Origin of the sequence: Paenirhodobacter populi, assembly GCF_004022215.1 — a bacterium.
GTDB lineage: Bacteria > Pseudomonadota > Alphaproteobacteria > Rhodobacterales > Rhodobacteraceae > Rhodobacter > Rhodobacter populi.
On sequence record NZ_SAUZ01000010.1, the window covers coordinates 99,142 to 122,354 of the forward strand.

General features: G+C 60.8%; 26 protein-coding genes and 1 tRNA gene. 5 read left to right on the plus strand and 22 right to left on the minus strand.

Features of this window, described 5'->3' with window-relative positions:
- Positions 1 to 109 precede the first annotated feature (109 nt).
- Genes D2T30_RS09750 through kdsA form a run of 3 tightly spaced genes read left to right on the plus strand, consistent with a single transcriptional unit; the run spans position 110 to position 3,316 of the window.
- Positions 110 to 760: an ABC transporter ATP-binding protein gene (locus D2T30_RS09750; protein ID WP_128186611.1), complete on the plus strand. Its 651-nt coding sequence runs from the start codon at positions 110 to 112 to the stop codon at positions 758 to 760.
- The gene (locus tag D2T30_RS09755) at positions 747 to 2,462 is read left to right on the plus strand and encodes a capsule biosynthesis protein (protein WP_128208712.1); all 1,716 of its coding nucleotides are present in this window, start codon (positions 747 to 749) and stop codon (positions 2,460 to 2,462) included. The genes D2T30_RS09750 and D2T30_RS09755 overlap by 14 nt, the downstream gene beginning before the upstream one ends.
- 20 nt (positions 2,463 to 2,482) lie before the next feature.
- Complete coding sequence (gene kdsA / locus D2T30_RS09760) at positions 2,483 to 3,316, plus strand: 3-deoxy-8-phosphooctulonate synthase (RefSeq protein WP_128208713.1); 834 nt, start codon at positions 2,483 to 2,485, stop codon at positions 3,314 to 3,316.
- A 101-nt stretch (positions 3,317 to 3,417) separates the two neighbouring features.
- Here kdsA and D2T30_RS09765 read toward each other — a convergent pair whose 3' ends face one another.
- Complete coding sequence (locus D2T30_RS09765; protein WP_128208714.1) at positions 3,418 to 4,602, minus strand: BaiN/RdsA family NAD(P)/FAD-dependent oxidoreductase; 1,185 nt, start codon at positions 4,600 to 4,602, stop codon at positions 3,418 to 3,420.
- 100 nt (positions 4,603 to 4,702) lie between these two features.
- Between D2T30_RS09765 and D2T30_RS09770 the strand changes: the two genes are divergently transcribed.
- Positions 4,703 to 4,777: transfer RNA gene (locus tag D2T30_RS09770), tRNA-Gln, on the plus strand.
- Positions 4,778 to 5,159: 382 nt separating this feature from the next.
- Here the strand turns inward: D2T30_RS09770 and D2T30_RS09775 are convergent.
- The 12 genes from D2T30_RS09775 to D2T30_RS09830 all read right to left on the minus strand — a co-directional run bounded on the left by D2T30_RS09775 (position 5,160) and on the right by D2T30_RS09830 (position 13,264).
- Positions 5,160 to 5,468 carry a hypothetical protein gene (locus tag D2T30_RS09775; RefSeq protein WP_128208715.1) on the minus strand — a complete coding sequence of 103 codons (309 nt, stop codon included), beginning with the start codon at positions 5,466 to 5,468 and terminating at the stop codon, positions 5,160 to 5,162.
- A complete protein-coding gene (locus tag D2T30_RS09780) occupies positions 5,465 to 5,767 on the minus strand; it encodes a hypothetical protein (protein ID WP_128208716.1) in 303 nt (100 codons plus the stop codon). Before D2T30_RS09780 ends, D2T30_RS09775 begins: the two co-directional genes overlap by 4 nt.
- A 178-nt stretch (positions 5,768 to 5,945) precedes the next feature.
- Positions 5,946 to 6,200, minus strand: coding sequence for a hypothetical protein (locus D2T30_RS09785; protein WP_128208717.1), 255 nt, complete (start codon positions 6,198 to 6,200; stop codon positions 5,946 to 5,948).
- Between the two features lie 180 nt (positions 6,201 to 6,380).
- Entirely contained in the window at positions 6,381 to 6,845 is a 465-nt protein-coding gene (locus tag D2T30_RS09790) for a hypothetical protein (protein WP_128208718.1), read from the minus strand.
- A gap of 530 nt (positions 6,846 to 7,375) precedes the next feature.
- The gene (locus D2T30_RS09795) at positions 7,376 to 7,726 is read right to left on the minus strand and encodes a phage tail protein (RefSeq protein ID WP_128208719.1); all 351 of its coding nucleotides are present in this window, start codon (positions 7,724 to 7,726) and stop codon (positions 7,376 to 7,378) included.
- Positions 7,723 to 9,753 carry a phage tail tape measure protein gene (locus tag D2T30_RS24015; RefSeq protein WP_128208720.1) on the minus strand — a complete coding sequence of 677 codons (2,031 nt, stop codon included), beginning with the start codon at positions 9,751 to 9,753 and terminating at the stop codon, positions 7,723 to 7,725. The genes D2T30_RS09795 and D2T30_RS24015 overlap by 4 nt, the downstream gene beginning before the upstream one ends.
- Positions 9,754 to 9,769: 16 nt before the next feature.
- A complete protein-coding gene (locus D2T30_RS09805) occupies positions 9,770 to 11,389 on the minus strand; it encodes a terminase large subunit (protein WP_128208721.1) in 1,620 nt (539 codons plus the stop codon).
- Complete coding sequence (locus tag D2T30_RS09810; protein ID WP_128208722.1) at positions 11,389 to 11,781, minus strand: phage terminase small subunit P27 family; 393 nt, start codon at positions 11,779 to 11,781, stop codon at positions 11,389 to 11,391. The genes D2T30_RS09805 and D2T30_RS09810 overlap by 1 nt, the downstream gene beginning before the upstream one ends.
- Positions 11,778 to 12,092 (minus strand): head-tail adaptor protein, encoded by a 315-nt coding sequence (locus D2T30_RS09815; protein ID WP_128208723.1) that lies wholly within the window; start codon positions 12,090 to 12,092, stop codon positions 11,778 to 11,780. The genes D2T30_RS09810 and D2T30_RS09815 overlap by 4 nt, the downstream gene beginning before the upstream one ends.
- The gene (gp17, locus tag D2T30_RS09820) at positions 12,092 to 12,511 is read right to left on the minus strand and encodes a tail completion protein gp17 (protein ID WP_128208724.1); all 420 of its coding nucleotides are present in this window, start codon (positions 12,509 to 12,511) and stop codon (positions 12,092 to 12,094) included. The genes D2T30_RS09815 and gp17 overlap by 1 nt, the downstream gene beginning before the upstream one ends.
- Entirely contained in the window at positions 12,504 to 12,965 is a 462-nt protein-coding gene (locus D2T30_RS09825; protein WP_128208725.1) for an HK97 gp10 family phage protein, read from the minus strand. The genes gp17 and D2T30_RS09825 overlap by 8 nt, the downstream gene beginning before the upstream one ends.
- Positions 12,962 to 13,264 (minus strand): head-tail connector protein, encoded by a 303-nt coding sequence (locus tag D2T30_RS09830; RefSeq protein WP_128208726.1) that lies wholly within the window; start codon positions 13,262 to 13,264, stop codon positions 12,962 to 12,964. The genes D2T30_RS09825 and D2T30_RS09830 overlap by 4 nt, the downstream gene beginning before the upstream one ends.
- A gap of 222 nt (positions 13,265 to 13,486) precedes the next feature.
- Here D2T30_RS09830 and D2T30_RS09835 point away from each other — a divergent pair, with 222 nt between their 5' ends.
- On the plus strand, positions 13,487 to 13,948 hold the full coding sequence (locus D2T30_RS09835) for a hypothetical protein (protein ID WP_128208727.1): 462 nt from the start codon (positions 13,487 to 13,489) through the stop codon (positions 13,946 to 13,948).
- Here the strand turns inward: D2T30_RS09835 and D2T30_RS09840 are convergent.
- The 9 genes from D2T30_RS09840 to D2T30_RS09880 all read right to left on the minus strand — a co-directional run bounded on the left by D2T30_RS09840 (position 13,935) and on the right by D2T30_RS09880 (position 22,880).
- Entirely contained in the window at positions 13,935 to 14,633 is a 699-nt protein-coding gene (locus D2T30_RS09840; protein ID WP_128208728.1) for a hypothetical protein, read from the minus strand. The genes D2T30_RS09835 and D2T30_RS09840 overlap by 14 nt on opposite strands.
- Positions 14,620 to 14,967, minus strand: coding sequence for an HNH endonuclease (locus D2T30_RS09845; protein WP_128208729.1), 348 nt, complete (start codon positions 14,965 to 14,967; stop codon positions 14,620 to 14,622). The genes D2T30_RS09840 and D2T30_RS09845 overlap by 14 nt, the downstream gene beginning before the upstream one ends.
- 4 nt (positions 14,968 to 14,971) lie before the next feature.
- Entirely contained in the window at positions 14,972 to 15,601 is a 630-nt protein-coding gene (locus D2T30_RS09850; RefSeq protein ID WP_128208730.1) for a tail assembly protein, read from the minus strand.
- A 98-nt stretch (positions 15,602 to 15,699) separates the two neighbouring features.
- Entirely contained in the window at positions 15,700 to 17,361 is a 1,662-nt protein-coding gene (locus D2T30_RS09855; protein WP_128208731.1) for a spike base protein, RCAP_Rcc01079 family, read from the minus strand.
- The gene (locus D2T30_RS09860; protein WP_128208732.1) at positions 17,358 to 17,948 is read right to left on the minus strand and encodes a hypothetical protein; all 591 of its coding nucleotides are present in this window, start codon (positions 17,946 to 17,948) and stop codon (positions 17,358 to 17,360) included. Before D2T30_RS09860 ends, D2T30_RS09855 begins: the two co-directional genes overlap by 4 nt.
- Before the next feature lie 3 nt (positions 17,949 to 17,951).
- Entirely contained in the window at positions 17,952 to 19,463 is a 1,512-nt protein-coding gene (locus D2T30_RS09865; protein WP_128208733.1) for a phage major capsid protein, read from the minus strand.
- Positions 19,460 to 19,789, minus strand: coding sequence for a gene transfer agent family protein (locus tag D2T30_RS09870; RefSeq protein ID WP_128208734.1), 330 nt, complete (start codon positions 19,787 to 19,789; stop codon positions 19,460 to 19,462). Before D2T30_RS09870 ends, D2T30_RS09865 begins: the two co-directional genes overlap by 4 nt.
- Positions 19,782 to 21,002 (minus strand): phage portal protein, encoded by a 1,221-nt coding sequence (locus tag D2T30_RS09875; RefSeq protein ID WP_128208735.1) that lies wholly within the window; start codon positions 21,000 to 21,002, stop codon positions 19,782 to 19,784. Before D2T30_RS09875 ends, D2T30_RS09870 begins: the two co-directional genes overlap by 8 nt.
- Before the next feature lie 78 nt (positions 21,003 to 21,080).
- Entirely contained in the window at positions 21,081 to 22,880 is a 1,800-nt protein-coding gene (locus D2T30_RS09880) for a site-specific integrase (RefSeq protein WP_128208736.1), read from the minus strand.
- Positions 22,881 to 23,213 lie beyond the last annotated feature (333 nt).

Below are 23,213 nucleotides of genomic sequence, written 5' to 3' on the forward strand. Positions count from 1 at the left end.
CGGCGCGCTGTATATAGGATCTTGTCGGCGCCGGATGAATGGCTGCCTCCTCCCGAATTTGCGGCGCCCGCCCCGGCCTGTCGCGCAGCCAGATTGCATGTCACGCGGAATGCTTGAATTCGATAACGTCAGCAAGTCGTTCTGGACGGGTACCCGGCGCAAGGTCATCCTCGATCAGGCCAGCTTCCGCGTCGAGCCGGGGCATTCGCTGGGGATCCTTGCGCCCAACGGCACCGGCAAGACGACGATCATCAACATGATGGCCGGGCTGGAAAAGCCCGACGAAGGGACGATCCGCAAGACATGTCGCGTCTCCTTTCCGCTTGGCTTCATGGGGGGCGTGGTGCCGCGCCACACGGCGCGCGAGAACGCCCGCTATATCGCGCGGCTCTACGGGCTGGACGCGGATTACGTCGAGGCTTTCTGCCGCTGGCTGTGCGACCTGAAGGAATATTTCGACATGCCCATCGGCACCTACAGCGCGGGCATGCGGGCGCGGTTCACATTCTCGCTGATGCTGGCGCTGGAATTCGACATCTACCTGATCGACGAGGGCATGCCGCAGACCACCGATGTCGCCTTCAACCGAAGGGCAGGGGCGATCCTGTATGAACGGCTGCGCGAATCGACGGTGGTGATCGTGTCGCATCAGGCCTCGACGATCGAGAAGTTCTGCCGGTCGGCGGCGGTCCTGCGGGACGGCCGGCTTTACATGTTCGACACCCTTGAGGAAGCGAGGCGGATGTATGACTATACTTAGGGCGCCCCGTTACAGGATCCGCAAGCTGAAGATCCGGCCGTCGGGCAGTGGGGAGGCCGTCGTGCAGGCGATGCCCTTCAGCCCGGGCGCGGCGGAGGACGGCTTCGATCCGGCGATCTTCCGGCCCCGCAAGGCGGAGGCAGCACCCGCGCGGGAAACGGCCGAACAGCGGCGGCAGGCGCTCGACGCCATCCTGAACGAGGGGCTGACCGGCCGTCAGCTCCGGCTGGCGCGGCGGATCGCGCTGCGGCAGGGGATCGACGTCACGACGGATGCCGAGGCGGTGCTGGAACTGCGCCGGCGCGGCATCGACCCGTTCGATCGCGCCTTGCTGCTGACGCTCGACAGTGGCGCGCAGAAGGCCTCTCCGCCGGTGGTGAACGGCACGGTGGAGGACAGGGCGCCGGATGCGACGGGGGGCGATCTGATCCGCAGCGGCGACAGGACCCCCGCCCCAAGGCGGGCCGGCGCGTTGGAGCCGATGCCGCAGTTGCCGCCGTCGTTCCCGCGCCAGCCGCCGCCCGGCTTCCCCGGCTTTCCCGACGAGGCGGAACGCGCCCGCGAGGTGCTGCGGATCCAGCGCGACATCATTCGCCGCCGTCGGCGCAAGCTGGCGATGCTGGCGTTGCGGCTGGCCTTCTTCGTCCTCCTGCCGACGCTGATCGCCGGCTGGTATTATTTCATGGTCGCGACGCCCCTCTATGCGACGAAGACCGAGATGGTGATCCAGAAGGCCGATTCCGCCAATGCCGGCGCCGGGCTTGGCGGGCTGTTTTCCGGCACGCAACTGGCGACCAATCAGGATTCGATCACCGTCCAGAGCTTCTTGCAATCGCGCGAGGCGATGCTGCGGCTGGATGAAGACCAGCATTTCAAGGATCATTTCTCGACCCCCGACATCGATCCGCTGCAACGGCTGCCGGAAAATGCCTCGAACGAGGCGGCCTACAAGCTTTACCAGAAGATGGTGAAGATCGGCTACGACCCTTCGGAAGGGGTGATCCGGATGGAGGTCAGCGCCGCCGATCCGCAGACCTCGGAACGCTTCTCGCAGGCGCTGATCCGCTATGCCGAACAGCAGGTCGACCAGCTCACCTACCGGCTGCGCGAGGATCAGATGCGCGGCGCCCGCGAAAGCTATGGCGACGCCGAGACCAAGGTGCAGGAGGCGCAGGCCCGCGTCCTGACCCTGCAACAGCAGGTCGGCATCCTCGATCCGGTCAGCGAGAACAGTCTGGTGATGAGCCAGCTTGGCACGCTCCAGACGCAGCTTGAGGAAAAGCGGTTGCAGCTGAGCCAGCTTCTGGACAATGCGCAGCCCAGCTCGGCGCGGGTCGAGGGGGTGCGGGGGGATATCTCGCGGCTCGAAGCCTCGATCGCCGCGATGCGCGGGCAGCTGACGCAGGCGACGGGGGCGGGCGAATCGCTGGCCGCCGCCGCAGGGCAGCTTCGCATCGCCGAGGCGGATCTGCAGACCCGGCAGGCGCTGTTGGCGGCGGCGGCCGCGCAGATGGAAACCGCGCGGATCGAGGCGAACCGGCAGGTGCGCTATCTGGAAACCGGCGTGCGTCCCGTCGCGCCCGACGAACCCACCTATCCGCGCGCTTTCGAATATACGCTGCTTGCCTTCCTGATCTTCTCGGGCATCTATCTGATGATGTCGCTGACCGCCTCGATCCTGCGCGAGCAGGTGTCGAGCTAGGCGCCCAAAGGAGAAAGACCATGAAGAACGTGCAGATCGGCGGGCTGACCGTCGGGAATGACCAGCCGCTGACGCTGATCGCCGGGCCTTGCCAGCTTGAAACGCTCGACCATGCGCGGATGATCGCCGAAACGCTGGCGCGGATCTGCGAGGGGACCGGCACGCAATTCGTGTTCAAGGCGAGCTACGACAAGGCCAACCGCACCAGCCTCAAGGGCCGTCGCGGCGTGGGGATGGAGGCCGGGCTGCGGATTCTGGAAACCATCCGCGCGGAATTCGGCTGTCCGGTGCTGACCGACGTGCATGACATTCCGCAGGCCGAGGCGGCGGCCAAGGTGGTGGACGTGATCCAGATCCCGGCCTTTCTGTGCCGGCAGACGGACCTTTTGCTGGCGGCGGGCAATACCGGCTGTGTGGTGAATGTGAAGAAGGGGCAGTTCCTCGCGCCTTGGGACATGCCGAACGTCGCCGACAAGGTGGCCTCGACCGGGAACGACAGGATCCTGCTGACCGAGCGCGGCGTGTCCTTTGGCTACAACACCCTGATCGCGGACATGCGGTCTTTGCCGATCATGGCGAAGACCGGCTATCCTGTCATCATGGACGCCACCCATTCGGTGCAGCAGCCGGGCGGGCAGGGCGGTTCCTCGGGCGGGCAGCGCGAATTCGCCCCGGTGATGGCGCGCACGGCGGTCAGCCTTGGCATCGCGGGGGTGTTCATCGAGACCCATCAGGACCCGGACAACGCGCCCTCCGACGGGCCGAACATGGTGCGGCTGGACGATATGCCGGGGCTGATCGGCTCGCTGATGAAGTTCGACGCCTTGGCGAAGGCCGATCCGTTCCGGCTGTAGCGCGGGTGGAGGGGGGGCAAGGGGGCCAGCCCCCTCGCGCCTTTGGCGCTCACCCCCGGGATATTTATGGAAGAATGATGGGATGGAGCGGTGGGCGCGGGTCAGGCCACCTGGCCCGCCGCCCAGCCGGATGACCAGGCCCACTGGAAATTGTAACCGCCAAGCCAGCCGGTCACATCCACCACCTCGCCGATGAAATAGAGCCCCGGCACCCGCTTTGCCATCATCGTCCGGGCGTCGAGTTCGTCGGTGTCCACCCCGCCGAGCGTGACTTCTGCGGTGCGGTAGCCTTCGGATCCCACCGGGCGGATTTCCCACCCATGCAGCCGCGCGGCCAGCGCCCGCAGCTTGTCGTTGTTCTGATCGGCGAGCCGCCCCGAAAGCCCCGCATCCGCCACGACCAGCTGCGCGAGCTTTTCCGGCAGCAGCCGCGCCAGCGCGTTGTGCAGCGCGATGCGCCCCGCCTCGCCGCGCATCTTCGCAAGCTCGCCCGCGATATCGCGTCCGGGGGCCAGATCGACATGCAGGCTGTCGCCCTCGCGCCAGTAGCTGGAGATTTGCAGGATCGCCGGGCCCGAAAGGCCGCGATGGGTGAACAGGACCGGCTCGGTGAACCGTGTGCGCCCGGCGGAAACCGTCGCCTCGACCGCGATGCCGGACAGTGGTGCCGTGCGCGCAAGATCCTGCTCCGAGAAGGTCAGTGGCACCAGCGCCGGCCGCGTTTCCGTCACCTTCAGGCCGAAGCCCTCGGCGATCCGGTAGCCAAGGCCGCTGGCCCCGATCTTGGGGATCGACTTGCCGCCCGTGGCGACGATGACGCTGGCGGCGCGGACCGTGCCTTCGCTCGTGTGGACGAGGAAGCCTTCGCCTTCGCGTTCCACCGTGTCGATGGTGACGCCCGGTTCCAGCCCGCCGTCGCGCAGGGGGGCCAGCAGCATGTCGATGATCTGCCCCGCCTTGCCGTCGCAGAACAGCTGGCCGAGGTGCTTTTCATGCCAGGCGATGCCCGCGCGATCGACCCGGGCGATGAAATCCGCCGGCGTGAACCGGCTGAGCGCCGACAGCGCGAAACGCGGGTTGCCGGACAGGAACCGCTCGGGCGCGTTCTGCCGCGTCAGCGCGCGATTGGTGAAGTTGCACCGCCCGCCGCCCGAGATCCGGATCTTTTCCCCCGGATGCGCCGCATGGTCCAGAACCACCACGCGCCGTCCCCGCAACAGGCATTCGCCCGCGGCAAAAAGGCCGGCCGCCCCGGCGCCAAGGATCACCACATCGACTTCAATCATGCCTTCGCGGTATCGTTTCTGCCCGGTCCTGCGCAACTGTTTTTCCGCGATTTTCCCCCTTGCGATCATTTTCATGCTTGGCTAAACACCGCCGCACGGTTGGGGCGTGGCCAAGTGGTAAGGCAACGGTTTTTGGTACCGTGTACCGTAGGTTCGAATCCTACCGCCCCAGCCAATCAAAATTTCCATTTATTTTCAATGGGTTGCGAAGTCCGGCTTGACTGACTCCGGAACACTTTTCCGGTTCATCCAACCGGACCATAACTGCGGCCTTGGCGGGATTCGGATCGCAGCTTGAAAACCAGAAGGGCGAGGACCGAAGCCCTCGCCCAGATCAGGATCAGCACCGCGCAGCCATAAGGCAAAGCCGCCGTGCCGTCTCGGAGTTTTCGGTTATGCCAACCGCGCACCGCCCGAGTAATCGCAACGCATTCACCCGTGCTGGTCGGGCAGGGCGCGTCACCCTACATTGGGCCTATACCGGCGAGCCGGGGAAGTGTCTCATCGGGACGGAAGAAAAAACGGGCGTCTGATGGACGCCCGTTCTTGTGATCGAGTCAGGCCGCTTCCTTGAACCCGAACTTTGGTGTTAGGGTCCGGGCTAACAAGCGGGCCCCCTCATTCAGATGGTAACCGCGACACTCCCATTCCCTCAATGCGATATTATCGTCAGAAATCTTAGAGATCATCTGACGATAGAGCGGGTCATTTACGCAATCGGTAATTTCGCTGACTGTATCACACGCCTGCACCAAGTCATGGGCCAAATTTTTTAGTGCAATCGGGGAGAAGTCTTCTGGTTTTGCGTCGCGAAAGTCATAGTAGAATTCTACTCTGTCGAAAAATCTATCCTTAGCCTGCATCATGCGGCCTCACTGACCAGATCGCTCATAAGTGTTTCAGCTACGGAAAGCGGCATATCGGTTCCGCTAAGCAGCTTACCTTTGCGTTTGTCGCCATAGGCAACAGTTAGAACCCCAACAATGATAGAAAACTTTCCGATAGCGGCGCGCCCGGAGGGGAGGCGATACACGATTGTTCCCTTCACTCCAAAGTCGGACATTCCGCCGGGTCGAGGATCATAGACAGCAACGATTGCTGTTTCGGGGGCAACAGGGCTTGTGTTCTCGTTGCTCTGCGTATAACGTCCAGTGTTATTCAGCATGGATCTTTCTCCTAGTTTGATCCTACGTTGGGGCGCGATGGTCGTCACATCGCGCCAGTTACCCCCGAATCAAGCGATGCTTCGGGAAATCCTCTATTGAACAGAGTGCAAGCGCTTGTCGCATGGATCATTTGCGGATTCGCGATTGTGGTCCATTCTGTTGTATTTTTGCAACTTTTTAGGCCGTTTGACGCATTCCACGCAGCCGGCGCTTCACCTCTGCGACCTTCCAGCGGTGGTCGTCCTTGGCTTCCTCTCTTGCCACGTCGTCCGCGCAATATCGCGGGGCAACACCAGCGCTCACAAGCGTCATGCAGATTTCGTTGTGCAGATCGGTGCCGGTCGTGGTCATGGCGCGAATGACGGCGGCTTGCAGGTCAGCGACAAGCGCGCCGAATTTTTCATCCGGGAGATAGGTGGTTGCGGCGGTCATGGCGTCCCTCGTTTGGTTCGGATGCCAAGAATCTATGTCCGCGCCGACTCGGGCGTCAAGAATAAAAATTCAATAAAATCAATATGTAAGTGCTTACTTACCTTTCGGGTCCGATAGCTAAGTGGCTGGATAGCTGCTTAGCTAAAACGCCTTCCGATCAGAAGGCGTCCGCATAGCGGCCTATTCCTTGGTGATCTTCGCCGCCTTCTTGAATTGGTAACGTTCCCGCTCACGCTGTCGTTTTTGTTCAGCCCGATCTTCGGCGCTACGATGTTCCCATGCGCGCGCGGGTTTGCCGTCCCGTTTCTTGGTGCGGTATCGCTTCGAGCGTTCCGCGCTCAGGATTGCACCTTGAACGTCCGGGGGTTGTGCGCAGAACTGCGTATAATCGTCGCGAGACCAGCCGTAACGGGCCTTGTAATTCCGAAACTTGGCTTCATCAGCGGCAAGGCGCTTTACCTCTCGCGCCGCCTCCTTTTCGACTGCCAGCTTTTCGAGATATTGGCGCGCTATTCCGACATGAAGGGCGCGAAGATCACTTTCATCCGAGGTTTCGGCGGGCGCTGCGACTTCCGCAAGCATCTGTTCAACATGAGCAATTTGTGCCTTAGTGCAGGCCCCGCCTTGCGGGTCGGAATCGGACATGGTAGAGAACCTTCATCGTTGAGGGACGATTATTTTTTGGGGGTCAGCGTTGGCGCGCTGGCCCCCTACCTCATTTCTGGGCATGGTCGATCTGGTCGGCCAGATCGTTGTTGATGTCAAGATTTTTCTGCCAAACCGTCACGCGCTCCATATATAGTATATATCTTAAAAGAAGTTCTTATAACTACCGAGAGCGTGACGGTTTGGCAGAAAATCCTTCGGGCCGATACTCGCCGCCTACGGCGGCTCCCTGCGCCTCGCGCCTTCGGCGCTCGTTGCTGGCCTCGCGCTTCGCGCTCGGCTCGTGGTTTCAGGATTTCCCATCCGAGGAAGTGAGGGGAAGGTAGGAACACGCTTCCCGTCCTCGGTCGTAAAAGCCCCGCGCCCGGTTCCACAGAACCACAGAACCACCAGAGGCGTTCGTGCCGTCACAGACTCGCGGAGAGAGTCACCCAGACTCCCCGGCTGGTTTTCCGGTCCAACTCCACCCCAAACGCGGAGAGGCCGCTCCACGGCCTTCTCCGCGAGTCTTACGTCATAGGTGTGAAATTCTCCACCAGCGTCGCGGTGAACTTGGCGGGCGCGCCGTAGGTCGAACCCCATTCCTCGCAAGTCCACTTCCGGGTGACGCCTTCCACGGGGTGCGTGTAGTAGAACGGGATATAGCCGCCCTGACCCGTAAAGAAGCTGTCCAGCGCTGCCGCCTGTTCCGGCAAGAGGCCTTCCCATTTCAACGTGAGGGTGCGCCGGATGTGATTAAGGCCCTTCGGCGATGCCTGGGTATAGCCATCGCCAAACTCCGCCTTGTTCAGAGAGACGCGGGGCGTGTTGGTCGTTCCGGGCGAGGGCGCGACGGCGGGGTTGAACGTGTGTAGGGTCATCTCGTTGTCCTCATCATGCCGCCGGGGCGCATCTGTTGGATCATCTCTTGCTGGATCAGCGCGCGCATGGCTGCCTCGGTCTGTCGGGCAACTTGCTCGGCCAGATCGGCGTTGGCTTCGGGCGTTCCGCCAGAGGCATTGACTGTCACATGGGATGCGAGATTAATTTCAGGTGCCTTCCCAGAGGCTCCAGATTGAGCGCTGGCGGCTTGTGCGATCTTTCCGGTGTCACCTACCAGCCCGCCCGAGGCATAGCCCCGTAGCGCGCTCTGGTGGAGTCTGTCGAGATTTGCAGCCCCGAGGCGCTGGACGGTCGCTTTCGAGAACACGAATTCGCCGCGATGAACGATCCCGGCAGGTTCGAATTTGTCACCGTGGCCGGTGTAGCCGCCAGAGGCAAACCCGCCGGACAAGAGTTTGCCCACCCATGTCGCAGCACCAGCACCCGCGCCACCGGCCCCGAACAGACCCGCGAACACCTGATTGAATTGCGCCTCGGCCAATTTCAACAATAGATTGGAGAGGGCTTGCTCGGCAGACTGTGAGCCGGTCAAAATGCTGGTGAACATTTCCGAGAGAGTTTGCGCGCCACGCTGCCCGGCATCCTCGATCAGTTTCAATTTCGCGGCGGCATCCTCGGCGCTGTTTCCGGCGCTCACGTATTTTTGCGCAAGCTGGTCAATCTCATCGGTCAATTCCGGCGTGATCTCTTTGCCCGCTTTTTGTGCAGCGGTCAGCAGTTCGGCCTTTTTGCGCGCCAGTTCGATTGCATCCGCGTATTCAGAACCCGCAGCAGCGGCGGCAAGCAACGCAACGCCCTCGGCCTCAAGTTCTGCGATCTGTTGTTTGGTCGAGGCAAAGGGATCGGTGGCGGCCTTTGACGCACCTGATTTTCCCTTGTTCTTGCTGCCGCCCGAACCGCTATCAGGAACGACAGCGCCGGAACCGCTCGGCGCTACCCATTCGTCTGACTTCGGCTTCCAACTGGGAGGGGTGCGCTTCTGCAACTCGGCGATGATTTGATCTTCCTCGTCGTTCAAGTCCTTCATCTGTTGCCGGATGCGCTTCCGGTCGCGCTCAAGGATCACCTTGCCAAGCCGGTCATTCAAGGCGACTTTGGATTTCATGATTTCACCCTGCCGGGCCTGCAAGGTTTCATCGCGCTGGTTCTGGAAGGACCGGAAGCCGTCGAGAAAATCCGAGAGTGAAGAGGCGGCGCTGATGATCGCGGATTTCAGCGCCACGCCCACCGTCTGCGAAACGGTCGTGAATTCTCGGTTCAGCCGCTCTGCCTTGGCGATCAGGTCATCCGACATGACGATGCCAAGTTCAGAAGCGCGGTTCTTCGTGGCCTCGATCTTTTGCGATCCCTGTTCCAGCAGCTCCACAAACCGTTCGCCGCCGGTGCCACCGAACAGCTCGTCTGCGATACGGATTTGCGCGGCCTTGTCCAATTGCTCAAGGCGTTTGAAGATTTCTTGAAGCATTGCATCCGGGTCTTTCAGCTTCTCGGCCACGTCCTGTGCGCTGAATCCGAGGCGCTGGAATGCTTCGGCGGCTGAACCCTTGCCCGTCACCGCAAATTCATCGGCGCGCAGGTTCAATTCCTTGAGGCCGTCCACAAGGGCATCAACCCCGATCCGGTTCTGTTCCGCGACGAATTTCCACTCCTGAAACGATTTCGCGGAGACACCGGCGCGCCTTGCCTCATTGCCGACATTGGCGATTTCCGTGGACAGGCGCTGGACAGCAGAAATACCTTCGTTGATGCCTCCCACCGCCAGACCGCCAAGCAAGCCGCCAGCGAAGGGCACGGCGAATTTCGACAGCTTGGCGAAGGATGCAGCCATCTTGTCGCCCACGCCGCCATAGGCGGCGCTCATGCGATCGGCGGATTGTTTCGCCCGCCGTTCCATCTCGTCCGAAGCACGGCGTTGCGTTTTATTCGCTTTCGAAAGGCCGCGCTCAAGTTTGGTCTGGCGCACTTCAAGGTCGATCAGAAGACCTTTGATTTCGGTGTCACTCATCTGGGAAACTCACTCGTTACAGGATCATCGACAGCCCGAACACATCTGGGCTGTCATATCGGGATTTTGCGTTATGGGCGACAACAGCCCGTGAAACGGCCATCGTAGATGCAATAGCGGCGTCGATCTTTCCGGTGGATCTCGCCTTGTGTGCCCTCACGAGACCGGATTGCGCGTTCGTGCTGATCGCGACAGCATCAAAGTGCGACCGCAAGACCGGGTCGCCATTGTGCCGGATCAGTTCGCCATTCACTACGCGGATCAGGTTTCCGATTGCCTCGGACATGACCACCGCGCTTTGTGGGTGGGCAAAGACTGGCAAGCCCGCGTCGGCCAAGTGCTGCATCAGGACTCGCGCAAGGGCGGGGTCCACGGCGATCTCCTGCACGTCATAGCGGGCGCAAAGGCCAGCGACATGATCCTCCACCGCCTTCACGTCGATCACGCCACCGGGGCAAAGTTCAACCAAACCCGCGTCCGCCCATTCCTGATATGGCGCGCGGTCGCGGTCGGACTTTTGCTTGATATTACCCCCAATCGGAACGAAACACCTGTTGCGCAGCGTCACCTGCCCATCAGGGTGGCGGAAGGCAATGGCAACGGCGGTCAGGTCGCCCGTTTGGCTCAGGTCCACACCGACATAGGCCGGAAGCTGTTCGAGGTCTTTCTCCTCATCATCGAATTTGCGCCGGTCGTAAGACGGCATGTCAAACAACGGGTCGCGCGAATTGGCTTGCCAGATATTCAGGTTGTATTGCCTGAAACTCGCAAGTTCCGAAGGATTGCCCTCGGCCTCTTTCGCCAGCGCGCGCAAGCCCGACAGCGACGGGAAGCCATATTTGAGGCCGGGATTGACCTTGTGCCAGACCGCTTCATCCTGCCAGTCGTCATCAGGCTCGGCCATGAACAGGACCGGCAGAAACTCGGGGTTCACGATCTCGCCCTTTGCCACCTGCGTCGCATAGGTAAACTGATCGGCGGCAAGGCTGTCAGCACCACGTCCGGCAGTCGTGGCGATCACCATCAGCGTGTCGTCGGTCTTGGCTTGGCCGGACTTGATCGCTTCCCAAAGGTCGCGCCCGCGCCATGCGTGGATTTCGTCGATCAAGGTGAAACTCGGCGTCAGGCCATGCGCAGCGCCACCATCCGAGGCAAGGGCGGTCAGGGTGCTGCCGTCGCGGTAGGATGTCATCTGTTTTTTCGAGTTGAAGGCATCCCGAATTTTCACCGCGCGCATGAGGCGCTTGTCGGCGCGAATGATGTTTGCGGCTTCACGGAAGCCAATAGACGCCTGTTCCCGATCACAGGCGGCAAACAGCACCTGCCCGGCGGGGCGGGCTTCTGGTCCGAACAGATGCAAAAGCGATAGCGCAGCGGCAAGACTGGTCTTGCGGTTCCCGCGTGGCAGCAGAAGCATCACCGTTTTGACGATCCGCGATCCGTCTGGATTCCTCGGGCCGTAAATGCGACGCACGATCCGCTCCTGCCACGGATAAAGCTGAAACCTGTGGCCGGGTTCGGTGCTGGCCGGATGCCGAAGACGGCGCAGAAATTCAACGGCACGTTCCCCATGCCCGAGAGGGTCGGGGATCGGGCTGTTGTCATATATCCACGCGGGAAAGGTGCTGGCGGTCATCAGGTCACCGCCAGAGGATTATCCGCATCGTCGTCGTCATCCTGCACCGTGCCCATGCGCGCGCGGCTGGTCGGGGAAAGCCCGTATTCGGCGGCAAGTTGGCGGGCGGTCTGCGCATAGCGGATTTGAAGCCCGGCAAGTTTCAGATCAGGGATAGGGTTCAGCGCGAGAATTTCCGCGATCTGACGAACCGCGCCAGCAGCAACGCAATAGTTTTCGACGCCCGACAGATCGGCCTTTGTAACGACGCGCCGGGCGATCAGTTGGGGCATTACCCGCCGCCATTCGGTCTTCGCATAGCTGGACAGCCACGCGGGCGCGGGTGGCGCTTTGGTCAGCGCCTCATGGTCGGCAGACAGTCCGGGCTTAACCCCTCTCAAGTAAACACTCATGCCGCCACTGCCCGAAGTTCGAGGCCCTTCCGCCGTCCGATCTCGGCAATGGCGACGATGTTCCACGCCTTGCCGCCGTGGAGGATGCGGTCAGATACGGCCACGCCCGGCACCCACCGGATCAGGAACACGGCGGAATTGTTCGAGCCTTCGCCATAGTCGGCAAGAAACTCAGAGATGGACGCTTGCCGAAGTTCAGCCTTGCCCCGCGCGTAGGTCGTCCAAACTTGCGTGACCTTGCGTCCGGGCGTCATGGGGCCGTCGCTGGCCCGTTGCAGTTCGATCAGATGTTGAAGTCGGCCAGCCTGCATCAGACCCTCCACCGAAGAACAGCGTTCAGGCTGAACGCACCATGAACAAACGATTGTGCCGGGTCAGGGTCCGAAGCCCACGCCAGCACGGGCCGATCCCACGCGTCAATGGAGACGCCAGCCGCAACGGGTGCATCCATTAGCGCCAGCAGCACCGCGTTTGCGATCTCTTGCGCGGTGTCGGTGCCGTCCTGCACCACCCAGAGGTGAAGCGTCTGGCGCACCTCTGCGACGATCTGCCCACCGGACGCATGACCCAAGATCGTGACCTTGGACGGGCTAAACAGCAGGCTCGGCATTTCTTCGGGGCGCACACCAGAGGCGCGGATACGTTCCGGTGCGACATGGGCGGCAATGACCGGATCGGCGATCAGCGCGGAGGCAATGGCATTTTGCAGGGCGATGGTCGGGTCAGTCATTTTGAGCCGCCTTCTTGATTGCGCTGGTAACGGCGCGCTTCAAACGGCGCTCAATTCGCGGCTTGTTCAGCCGCCACGCGGGCAGAAGGAAGGGCGTTTCCGGCATCTTGCCCGTGCTTCCGCCGTCCTTGTGGTGGCGTTCCTCGGTGCCAAATTCGAGCAAATGACCCTGCCGTGCTTCCGGGGAACCAGCGGTCACAAACGATTGCAGGTCGCCCGCCGTGCGCCGTCCGCCATCGGCGGCGTAAGCGGGCGTGATCTCGTTCGGGCCGGTCGCCTCAATCGAGTCCGCCAGCTTGCCCGTGCGCCGGTGGGCGTTCGCCAGAGTGCGCGCATCATCCGCGACTTCCTCGGCGGACTTCACCAGAGGCGCGCGCAGGGCTGCGACGATCTCTTTCGGGATGCTCAGCAGGCGCTTTTGCAGGTCGAGCGATGATTGACGGGTCGCGCTCATGCTGCACCGCCTTCCGGCACATAGCCCGTCACACGCTCTTTCAGCGACGCCAGAAGGTCGAAAACACCGAAGGGAAGCTGATGAACGCTGGAAAAGCTGACGGCTTCGCGCGATTCATATTGGCAGGCGATCAGCAGAAGCGCGGCCTGCACCATCAGGGGATTGTCGGCGGTGAAGGGCTGGCCGGTGTAGGATGCGACGTAGGACTCGGCCACGTTCGCGTAATGTTCCAACAGTTCCGCGTCCCGGTCGTCGTCAATGTTCAGGTGCGCCCGGATCAGGGCAGGGGAGATGGGCATAACTCGTTACTCACAAGGTAGTTAACTTGTGAGTTATGTTACATCATAACATTCAGATGGAAAAGTTATATTCGGCGTGTCTTGTGTCGAGGACATGCCGCCGGTTTAGAAAATCACCGGACAAATTGAGAACCACCCCCCGCCGCCCGGTAATCTACATGCTTGAGCATCCTGCGCCGTGCGATATGGTCCGTTGTCTTGTCTCATGCCTTAGGACTGAAAATGGCACAATTCACTAACAGCGACTGGATTGCAGTAGCTGCACTAACATTGTCAGTGATAAACTCAATAGCTCAAGTCATAAGCCATTTCGGAAATAGACCGAAGATAAAGCTTGATGTGAGCGTTAAAAAAGATCAATTGAGCGGTGGATATTGTATACAGGCAACGGCCGTGAATATAGGACCAGTTCCAGCGGCTCTTATATCTGTGCGGGTGGAACGTCGGCGCCTTCCAATTTGGACAATTATGAAGCCGGAGGTTGTGTTGCCTATGCTGAAAGGTTTCAATGTCCGTGTATCAAATGGAGATTTTCCCGTGCGATTGGAGCAGGGTGGAGCACTAAAATTCACAATTACAGTTTTTCCAGATCAGATGAAGCAATTCAATAAGGGGTATGTGTTTTTGACAATTCCTGTCGGTCACGCCAAGATGCCGGTAGTTAAGAGGATTAAGCTGTTATGAGTGTGCGTCCCCGCAGGTTGTCGGGGCGCAATACATCCTCCATAGGCCAGCCCTTCATGAGCCGCGCATAGAGCGTCACCTTCTTTATCCCGGTGCGGATAGACCAGTCAGACAGGGACAGGCGTTCGCCGTTATGTTCGTATAGGGTGGGTGCGATGCCGGGACTTGATCTCTTATGCCTGATCTTGGTCGTCTTGTGCCTGCGGATGCTTTCCCGCTCGGCGGCTTCCTGTTTGGTCATCGTAACAGCTTCACCGATAGGCCAGCCGCGATTGATTCGACCTCGGATGGTGTCGCAACGGATTCCGGTCTTCTCTGACCATTGCCGGATTGTCAGGGTTTCGCCGTTGTAGGTATATGTTTCGGCTGTTCGTTTTGGTTTGGGTGGTTTCGGTTTCTTTGTGATGGCGTTCAGAGAGGTTTTCCGCTTCTGCCCTAGCAGTTCATCGACCGATGGGGCTTGTGCGATTTGAACCCTCATGCGGTCAATCAGGCATGGCATGTCGATACCAGCAAGCGAACAGACCGTTGAAAGGTCTTTGCTCGGCGTCGTCAGGTAGGACCGGGCGTGTTCTATGATCTGGGCTTGTAAGGCGCGGTGTGCCGGGTCACGGCTGGATGGCCCCAAAAGCGCATCATCAACGGCGCTCAGAAGAACGGCGCACCATAGATCAAGTTCGGACATTGGCGCGTTCCTGTCGCTGTTTCACGGAATTGTGGCAATGCGCACAGAGGGCTTGCAAATTGCGCCAGTCCCAAAACAACGCCTGATCGCCCCGGTGCGGTTTGATATGGTCAACATGCTCGGCGGTGTTCCCGCACATTTTGCAGAACGGATGCAGGCGCAGAAACTCGGCCCTTAGTTTCCGCCAGCCGCCGGTGTAGCCGCGTTGCGAGGATGAAGGCCGGTTCTTGTCGGCACGGCGCTTCCGGGCGCGTATGGCCTCACGCTGGCAAGTGCAGACCTCACCAGCGGGAACGATATTGCCACAACGGCAGAGACGGGGCGGGGCAGGCATGGGATTACCTCAGAAAGTTCGCCAGCACGTCCGAGGACGTGGTGTTGTCCTTCTTGTTGATGCTGACTGCGCCATTGATCATCATGCCGCCGGTGATGACCTCGCCGTAGGCAATCGGAACGATCCCGCCTTCGCGGGTGTCATTGGTCGGACCGGACATGGTGAAGGATTGCTTCGTCTCGCCCGCCTTCTGTTGCGGGGCGATCAGAGAGGCCGCGCCGGTCAGCGCCAGACCCATGCCCATCGCGCCAGTCATGCCGCCAAGGGTCATGCCCCCTTGCCACAGGGCCGTGCCCATAAGCGCGCTGCCGCCAGTCATCGCAGACAGGCCAATCAAGGCCACGCCTGCGATCACCTTGCCGACGCCGCCACGTTTCCGGCCCTTGGTGACGGGGATGATATGGATCGGCTTCATGGCGAGGTTGAAAGCTGGCATTTCCGTTTCATCGAGCGGCAAGCCGGTCTTGCGGTCATTTCCGACGATGACGCGGTAGTGACCATGACGGATCGTATTGAAAAAACGAGGGAAGTTGGCGCGCAAGGCGTCAATAGCTTCCGCAGCGGTTTCGATATTGAAGCGGTGTTCCCGGCCAAACTCTTTGGCGAGTGCGCCATATAGAAAAACGGTGTTCATGCTTGCGGCCTTTCAGGATGCAGGGGCAATAATGCCTCTACATCCAGTGTGGTGGTCTGTCGGGTGGGATGGGAAATCCCGGCTTGCCGGGAGTGGGGTTAAATCCAAGGCCACGGATAGAGCGTGGGGTGAGCCTTCACCAATTTGAAGTTCTTGATGCGGAACGTGGCATCGACCTCACCGGCCGCGTTGGTGTTCAGGTCAATTCGCGAGGTGACGCTACGGCTGGCAGAGCCAACCCAGTTCGACTTGAGCGGCATCCCCGGAGTTAGCGCCCGGTGTGTCCATGCGACATTTGCGCGATCCGCCCGGGTCACAGTGTCCGTGTTATTAGCAGGATATTGCAGGGAAGCAGTCCCGGTTGAGCCCGTGCTGAGTTCCCGGGAAACGTGTCCGTTTCCGGCGAAGCGCAGGAAGGCGGTAGACCAGCGCGCACCCTTGCTCCCGGCGTCGATTGTAAGGTCGGCATAGGTTCCCAGAACGTCCCCCTCGGATAGTGCATTGAGGATGGCGGTGTCGGTGATGATCGCCGGTGCAATATTGATGGTTGCTCCACCAACCATAGCGGGAACAGCTTCCCCCGTGCGCCCCGTTACATGCACGGCAAGTTCCGGCACGCCGCCGGACAAGTTCGTGGACAGCGCGATGGAGCATCCGTTGAACGCCTCCGGGATGGTCATGGTAAGACCAGTGGGAAGCTGCCCCGTGACAGTAGCGGTGCTGTTGTTGGTGATCGTGCCACCCGTGGTTTGGGTGATGAACGCCGGGACAATCGGAGTGTTCAGGTTCGGTGCCACATCGCCGAAGTCCGCGGGCATCAGCGGAGCCAGCTTCGTTGCCAGTGTCTGGGCAAGAACACGGCTCCCCAGAGTGTTCAGGTGCGTGTTGTCCTCGGAGTAGAGGGGATTGATGCCCGGCCCACCTGCGCTATCGGGATCGTTGGCCGGGTTGGCCAGCTCATTCCACACGTCAACGTAGATGTAGCGAGGCCAGCGTTTCCGGCGTTCCTCCACATCTGCAAACCACGCCCGCCGCGCAACATGCGTCGGTGCCCCATTCTTGGGCACGATGTAGGTCACCTGTTGGATGCCAGCGGCCTCATACAGGTCATAGATGGCGGTCATGTTGTCTATGGTGATGTTGATATCCGCCGAAGGACCATCGTTGCCCCCGCCGATGATGAACGCGAAGTCAGCACCGGAGGCAACCGCATCCGCGACTCGTTGCGGTGTGGCGCTAAGGATTTGAGCCGTGGTAGTTCCCCCGGTTCCTTCCCCAGATACTTGCCGGAGTTTCCACCCGAGTAAGTCATGCAGGGGCGCGGACCAGCCAGACACACTATGGTTGATACTACGCCCCACAGTCGCTGGCCTGTAGCCAGATTGCGTCATTTGGATTTGGCTGTCACCGTTGGTGGCGTAGCGCGGACCAGCAAGCATCACCTTGGCCGGTTCCACCGGCGCAGGTTCCTCGTTCGTGCTGGTGGCAATCGGCCATGTGCCAAGTCCGACGATACTCCCCGCCGTGGTATCGGTCGCAAAGACCTGCGCCGTCCGAACGGAAAGGATCGTCCCGGATGCAATGTTCTTGAAGGTCGCGATCTGCCCGCTAATCGTCTTGAGTCTGACGTTGCCCGCGCTGCCAATCCAGAGACTATCAGCGGCATATTCGAGCGCTTCCGTATCCGAGGGGGTGATGGGAACGGCATTCCGGGGAAATGCCATGTTCGGGGCGCGGTCGGCGAAAAGGTCGATGGTCATTGGTGTCTCGCTTTCAGGGCGTGAAGGGCGGCGCGGTCAAACTCGGGGTCCAGACCGGCGGCGATGTTCTCGGCGCGCTGCTTGGCGCTGGTGGTGGGCGGACGCTCGGCGTCCGGTGAAGCGGCAATCAGCCGGTCGCAATGGGCGTTCATCGCGGCTTCGATCTCTGCGAGGCTGGCGGTCCAGACCTCGGAAGGCGTCCAGCCAAGCCAGCCGGTCGCGCATCTGAACAAGTCCGCGTAGTAATCGCGCAGCGGGATCGCCTCGCCCGTCTGGGTGTCGTCGTTGTTCAGCAGGATCACTTGCATGATCGCCAAACACGCGGCTTGTGCGTCGAGCATGAAGGGCAAGAGCGGTTGCGTTGATGCGTAGGTCAGCAGGCGCTCGGCCTCGGCCTTGTCGGTGCAGGCGCAGCGGATCACCGTCTTGATCGCGGTGAGGGAAAAGCGGCCGATCTGGTCATACAGACCCCCCATGCCGCCTTCCTGACTGTCGAGGGCAACCGCCGCCCGCAGGGATGCCCGCAGCGTCACGGCATGGGGGCCGTGGCGCAACAGGACTTCCGGTGCGGGCGTGATCGCGGGCATGGGTCAGACCGCCATTGCCAGCTTACGGAAGGCATCCGGGCGCACGACGCTTGCACCGACGCGACGGCGGGCATGGTAACGCATGAGGCCGTTGACGCGCACCGTGTAGGGGTCGGCCAGCACCGCGACATTCAGGCGGTCATAGATGCGATACCCACGTTTGAAATCCCCGAAGATGACCGGCGTGGCATCTGCCGCAATGTCGGGCATGTCCACGGCTTCCACGACAGGACGCCCGAGGATCGTTTCCGGCTGCCCGGCCTGATAGGACGGCTGCCAGAGGTAATTGCCGTGGCCGTCTTTCAGGGTGCGGATCGTGGCGAGGGTCTTGCCGTTCATCACCCATGTGCCGGTCGCGCGATAGGTGGCGGGCAGGGCATACATCAGCGAGATCAGCGCATCCGGCGAAAGTGCGGTCTTGCTACCGTTCGCCGTGGTGGCGATGTTCGCGTCCTTCATGAAGCCCGAGGGTTCCAGCGCGGTCGAGCCGTTCACAAAGGCGAGGCTTTCCTTCTGCCCGAAGTCCTCGGCCAGCGCGGTGGTGACTTCGGAAAGCACGTTGGCGCTGTCTTCGGCCAGTTGGAGCGACAGGTCCACATAGGTTGCCAGTTCCTTCACGGCGATTTCCGACTGATCAAACGTCGGCTGACTGCCGGTGCGCGGGGTGGTTTCGCCCACCCAGATGGCATTCGTGATGCCGGTGCGTTTGGGCAGGATGATGTTCGCCGCGCCGGTGGAACGCACGTCCGAGATGGCGCGCACCGGCGAAAACTCCACCAGATTGCGGATAAACTCGTTGCTGACCTCATCCGGCATCAGGATATGGTTCGAGGTGTCGGCGGCGGTGGTCAGGGCCTTCTTGTCGATTTCGCTGCCCGTCATCAGGTAGTTGACGAAAGCCTTCTGTTCGGCATCGCCCTGAACGACAGCAGGCGCGCCAAGGCGGTTGCCCTTGGCTTCCAGCTTGTCGAGGCGCTGCACAACGGCGTCGAAAGCCTTGGCGTCGATCTGGGGCGCATCATTGGCCGGTGTCTGGGATGCTTCGTTTTCCATATGGGATTCCTTTTCGATGGATTTCAGGCTCACGACATGCGCGCCCGGATTGCAGGGTTGTTTGACGATTGAGACCTCGCGTAGCGAAAGGGCGGTGATGTTCCGGCCCTTGGTGTGGCGCTGCGCGGCTTTGGTGACGAATGCGATGGACAGCCCGCCAAGATCGCCCTGGCGGATTTGATCTGCCACTTCGCGGGCGCGGGGCACGTCATGGATCAACAGCTTGCCCTTGACGTGCAGGCCTTCCGGCGTCTCGGTGATTTCGGACCAGACACCGATAGTCTGGCCGCTGTCATGTTCCGCCAGCATCGGAAGCGACTGAGGCCGATCGAACGCGCCTTTCTCAATCACGTCACCTACAAGGTCCGTGGTGCCGAACGGCCAAGCCATGCCGGTGATCTCGCCCGTCTCGGCCACAGTCAGCGTGGCTTTGGTCTCGATTTGTTCCAGTGCTTCGGTCATGCCGGTTGCTCCTGTTCATCCTGAACACCGACGCGGGCAATCAGAACGTCCAGCGCCAGCGGGAGGATTTCGGACACGGGGCGGTTGTGCGCGTAAGTGTCCACCATGCGGGCGGCTTCCTCGGGGTGGGTGCCAGCGCCGATCAGGCCAAGCCGGATGATCTCCACCAGATCGGACAGGTGGAATTCATGGCGCATGACGCGAAAGGCGAGGGCACCGAAGCCGGTGCCGGTCAGGCGTTCCAGTTCCGCGATCATGGGATCGGTTAGGGTGAAGGCGTGTTCACCGTCACCGAAGAATGCGCGGTGGGTGATCTGGTCATTCATCTTTGGGTTCCTCGGGTGCAGCCGGGGCAGGTGCACCGCCGGACGTGGTGGTGAAGGGATTGGCGAGTTCGTTGCCCTCGGGCAGGGGTGTGAGGTTCAGACCGGCCCGGACCTCGTTCGCGGTCATGGCACCCATGCCGCGATATTGAGAATAGGCGGTCGCACGGGCCGCAAACTCCACCGACTGCATGTCATCGACAACAGCCTCGATATAAAAGGATGCGCGTTCCTCGGGCGTCAGCAGCACGCGGGTATAAGCTGCCTGCCAGCGGGCAATCCAAGGGCGCAGGGTGCCGGTCAGGAAGTCGCGGTGGCTCTGTTCAAAGTTCGACCATGTTCCGCGTGACAGTTCATAGAGAAGCGCAGGCGGCACGTTGAAGGCGCGGGCGATCTCGCGCACCTGTTCGCGCCGGACCTCGGAAAACTCGGCGTCGGCCAGCTTGAGGGCAACCTCTTTGAAGTCCATGCCCTCGTCGAGGATAGCGGTCTTGCCCGCCTGATCGCCGCCGTGGTCGCGGAACCAACTGGCACTGATTTTTTTAAGAGCTTCCGGCGTCAATTTCTCAGGGTGCTTGATAACGCCCGAGGGACGGCCACCATTGGCGAAGAACCCGGACAAGTGCTTCTCAGCAGCAAGACAAAGGCCAATCGCCTCACGCGCCAGCATGACAGGCGACACACCGCCCAGCGCCTGAATATGGAGAACATCGTGATAGGGGAGGGTCGCTTCGCCGCCATCCGAGAGCCGGATGGTATAGGACGGCTCACCGAAGTCATCGTAATCGACAGAGACGGCGGCGGGGTCCATCCGCAGCAGTTCAAGCGGCTTGCTGTCGCTGTTGCGGGTGACCTGCGCGTAGCCGTTGCCGGTCAACAGGGCGTCGGCGGTCAGTTGTTCGCGCAGGGCCTCGGCGCTAAGCCAGTCGTTCGACCAGTCATGGACAAGGCGATAGGCCGGATGATCCTTCGCGGCGTCTTTGTTCTCGGTGTAGGTCTTGAATGGCAGGGTGGCGATAGATTCCGAGATCAGGGAAACCGCGCGCTTGACTGCCGGAACACGCATCGCGCTGGCGGCGGTGACAGAAACGCCAGAGGAAGCTGGCGTGATCCCGAACAACTCGAAAATCGCCGGATCGGTCAGCTTGACGCTTTTTTGTTCAATTTCGCCACGCCCTTTGTCGGGGGCGTGGCGAGACTTGGAAAACCAACCCATCGGGCCACACTCGTTAATCAACCATGGGTATTAATATGCCTACGGTTGATCCGGGCGACAAGAGGGAATGTTATAGTGTTACATCTTCAAGTGATCCAAGTTCAGACCGGGGAAGGCTATCGCGTTAATGAGTTCGACACGCTGTTCGAGCATCCCTTGTGGCATCTGCCCATATCGGCCCGTCATTGATGCCTCGGTGTGCCCGAGGATGAAGCCGAATTGATTGTCGAGGTATCCGGCCCGGCGAAGGGCATCCGCAGCGCCATGACGGAAGCTATAGAGCGACAGGCCGCGCCCCTCTTTCAGGCCGATGCGCGTCATGTAGCGCCCAAATTCCCGCGATACATCAGCCATCATCTGCCCGCGCTCGTTTCGTTTCGCACCGGGGAAGAGCGCGGAGCCGCCTTCTTTGATCCGGCGCGCATGATAGTCGATGAAGCCAAGGCGGATCAGTTCGGGATGAACAGGAACCACGCGCATCGACCCCTCAGTCTTTACCGATTTGCCTTCGGCGGTGTCGTCGCCCTCGGTGGTGATGTGCATGATCCAATGACCATGCTGTTGTCGAACATCGCTCACGGCAAGCTGGCCAATTTCACCCGGACGCGCGCCCGAGAACAGCATGATTAGAGGAACCCAATATCGGTGATCGCGGATCAGGACATTGCCCGGCTTCGCCACATTCCGCCATTCGTCGGCGCTCTTGCAGCCCGTGAACCACGGCGAGTTGAACAGGGTTGTCAGTTGGTCGGTGGTGAAGGGCAGCGTCGGGGTCTTTGTCTCTTTTTTCAACATCAGCCCTTCGGTCGGGTTTTTGTCGAGATATCCGTTGCTCACCGCCCACGACAGAAACGCGCCGAGGCTGGATAGATAGCGGTTCACAGTCCGGTCGGCCAGCACGGGCTTGCCAACACCTTCATTCTCTTTGACGATCTGTCGAATGTTCATCCCGGCAAAGGCTTTCGTCTCCGTGGCCTTCACCGGATACTTCACCAAAAGCTGTTTCCATTCCCGAACCTCGGCCTTCGTGATCTTCGCGATAGGGAAGCTGGAACCAACAAGTTCGACAAACGTCCCAATGTCGCGCCGGGATTGGTCAACGCGGTCCTTCGCGACGCCACGCGGGTTTTCACTGGCGAAGACTTCAAAGATTTCCATAAGCGTTTCGCCCGGCTTTGCCGTCTCTCTGCGAGGGCCGATAGCGGGCTTCACCAGAGGGTCGGCGGGCTGGCCGGTGAAGTCGCCCTTGTCGCGCTCAAGGGTGCGCTGTAGCGCCTCGATCTCGGAGCGCATCATGCGTCTGGCGAGACTGATCCAGTCGGGCGTTCTCGGCTCCACATAAACCCGATTTCGTTTGAGATATTCGTTTACCTCGTCCGCGATCAGGGCCGTTTCGCCTTTCGCCAGATGCTTGCGCATGTCGGTCAACTTTGCTTGTCGGGCGGTGGCGTCAACGCTGGCAGCGTCCTTGACCACCTGAACGTCAAGGGCAACGTCTAGCGCCGCCAGAGGGTCGCGCATGTCGACCCCCTCGGTTCTGACACGTTCCACGGCGGCTTCCGTCGCGGCCTCTATCTCAGTCTCGCCCGGCAGGTTTGCCCGCACGGCATCGTCATGGTCGAGTGCTGCCTCATAATGGTCCCATACGGCATGATCCCGGTCGGCGTCTGTCAGGACGCGACGGGCGCGCAGGTCGTCAAACTCACGCCGCCAATCCTCGATGACCGCGTTGAGCAAGCGCTTCGCCTCAGCCTCATCCTTCGTATGAAGCGATCTTTTCAGGGTCGGCTTTTTCAGGATCGGAACAAGATCAAGAGGCACATCTATCCGCGCATAATAGGTGGCTCCACGCCGCCAGAGGTAAGAGATACGAGCCATAAAAGCGCCTCCTGAAACCCGGTGCCGGACCAGCCGTCCGGAACAGTCGTCCGGAACACTTTTAGGTCGGAAATGCCTTGATAGTCAATTAGATGCGTGATTTTATGGGCTTAGAAAAAGTTGGATTAATGTCCTACCGCCCCAGCCAATCCCGTCTTTTGATCGTTCGGAACGCATCTGGCGTCCGTGCCGGAGCGGGGCCGATATCCTGCGCGGTCGTCGATGAGGAGCCGGTTCCGGGCGCCTGTCCGATATGCAGGAACGCCGCCGTCAGGCCTGCCAATACCGGCCCGGGGCGGCGACGGATCACGATTGCGCCGGAAAACCCCTGCG

Coding starts and splice junctions, on each gene's coding strand:
- D2T30_RS09750 (WP_128186611.1), top strand. CDS start 110: ATGCTTGAATTCGATAACGTCAGCAAGTCGTTCTGGACGGGTACCCGG.
- D2T30_RS09755 (WP_128208712.1), top strand. CDS start 747: ATGACTATACTTAGGGCGCCCCGTTACAGGATCCGCAAGCTGAAGATC.
- kdsA (WP_128208713.1), top strand. CDS start 2,483: ATGAAGAACGTGCAGATCGGCGGGCTGACCGTCGGGAATGACCAGCCG.
- D2T30_RS09765 (WP_128208714.1), bottom strand. CDS start 4,602: ATGATTGAAGTCGATGTGGTGATCCTTGGCGCCGGGGCGGCCGGCCTT.
- D2T30_RS09775 (WP_128208715.1), bottom strand. CDS start 5,468: ATGATGCAGGCTAAGGATAGATTTTTCGACAGAGTAGAATTCTACTAT.
- D2T30_RS09780 (WP_128208716.1), bottom strand. CDS start 5,767: ATGCTGAATAACACTGGACGTTATACGCAGAGCAACGAGAACACAAGC.
- D2T30_RS09785 (WP_128208717.1), bottom strand. CDS start 6,200: ATGACCGCCGCAACCACCTATCTCCCGGATGAAAAATTCGGCGCGCTT.
- D2T30_RS09790 (WP_128208718.1), bottom strand. CDS start 6,845: ATGTCCGATTCCGACCCGCAAGGCGGGGCCTGCACTAAGGCACAAATT.
- D2T30_RS09795 (WP_128208719.1), bottom strand. CDS start 7,726: ATGACCCTACACACGTTCAACCCCGCCGTCGCGCCCTCGCCCGGAACG.
- D2T30_RS24015 (WP_128208720.1), bottom strand. CDS start 9,753: ATGAGTGACACCGAAATCAAAGGTCTTCTGATCGACCTTGAAGTGCGC.
- D2T30_RS09805 (WP_128208721.1), bottom strand. CDS start 11,389: ATGACCGCCAGCACCTTTCCCGCGTGGATATATGACAACAGCCCGATC.
- D2T30_RS09810 (WP_128208722.1), bottom strand. CDS start 11,781: ATGAGTGTTTACTTGAGAGGGGTTAAGCCCGGACTGTCTGCCGACCAT.
- D2T30_RS09815 (WP_128208723.1), bottom strand. CDS start 12,092: ATGCAGGCTGGCCGACTTCAACATCTGATCGAACTGCAACGGGCCAGC.
- gp17 (WP_128208724.1), bottom strand. CDS start 12,511: ATGACTGACCCGACCATCGCCCTGCAAAATGCCATTGCCTCCGCGCTG.
- D2T30_RS09825 (WP_128208725.1), bottom strand. CDS start 12,965: ATGAGCGCGACCCGTCAATCATCGCTCGACCTGCAAAAGCGCCTGCTG.
- D2T30_RS09830 (WP_128208726.1), bottom strand. CDS start 13,264: ATGCCCATCTCCCCTGCCCTGATCCGGGCGCACCTGAACATTGACGAC.
- D2T30_RS09835 (WP_128208727.1), top strand. CDS start 13,487: ATGGCACAATTCACTAACAGCGACTGGATTGCAGTAGCTGCACTAACA.
- D2T30_RS09840 (WP_128208728.1), bottom strand. CDS start 14,633: ATGTCCGAACTTGATCTATGGTGCGCCGTTCTTCTGAGCGCCGTTGAT.
- D2T30_RS09845 (WP_128208729.1), bottom strand. CDS start 14,967: ATGCCTGCCCCGCCCCGTCTCTGCCGTTGTGGCAATATCGTTCCCGCT.
- D2T30_RS09850 (WP_128208730.1), bottom strand. CDS start 15,601: ATGAACACCGTTTTTCTATATGGCGCACTCGCCAAAGAGTTTGGCCGG.
- D2T30_RS09855 (WP_128208731.1), bottom strand. CDS start 17,361: ATGACCATCGACCTTTTCGCCGACCGCGCCCCGAACATGGCATTTCCC.
- D2T30_RS09860 (WP_128208732.1), bottom strand. CDS start 17,948: ATGCCCGCGATCACGCCCGCACCGGAAGTCCTGTTGCGCCACGGCCCC.
- D2T30_RS09865 (WP_128208733.1), bottom strand. CDS start 19,463: ATGACCGAAGCACTGGAACAAATCGAGACCAAAGCCACGCTGACTGTG.
- D2T30_RS09870 (WP_128208734.1), bottom strand. CDS start 19,789: ATGAATGACCAGATCACCCACCGCGCATTCTTCGGTGACGGTGAACAC.
- D2T30_RS09875 (WP_128208735.1), bottom strand. CDS start 21,002: ATGGGTTGGTTTTCCAAGTCTCGCCACGCCCCCGACAAAGGGCGTGGC.
- D2T30_RS09880 (WP_128208736.1), bottom strand. CDS start 22,880: ATGGCTCGTATCTCTTACCTCTGGCGGCGTGGAGCCACCTATTATGCG.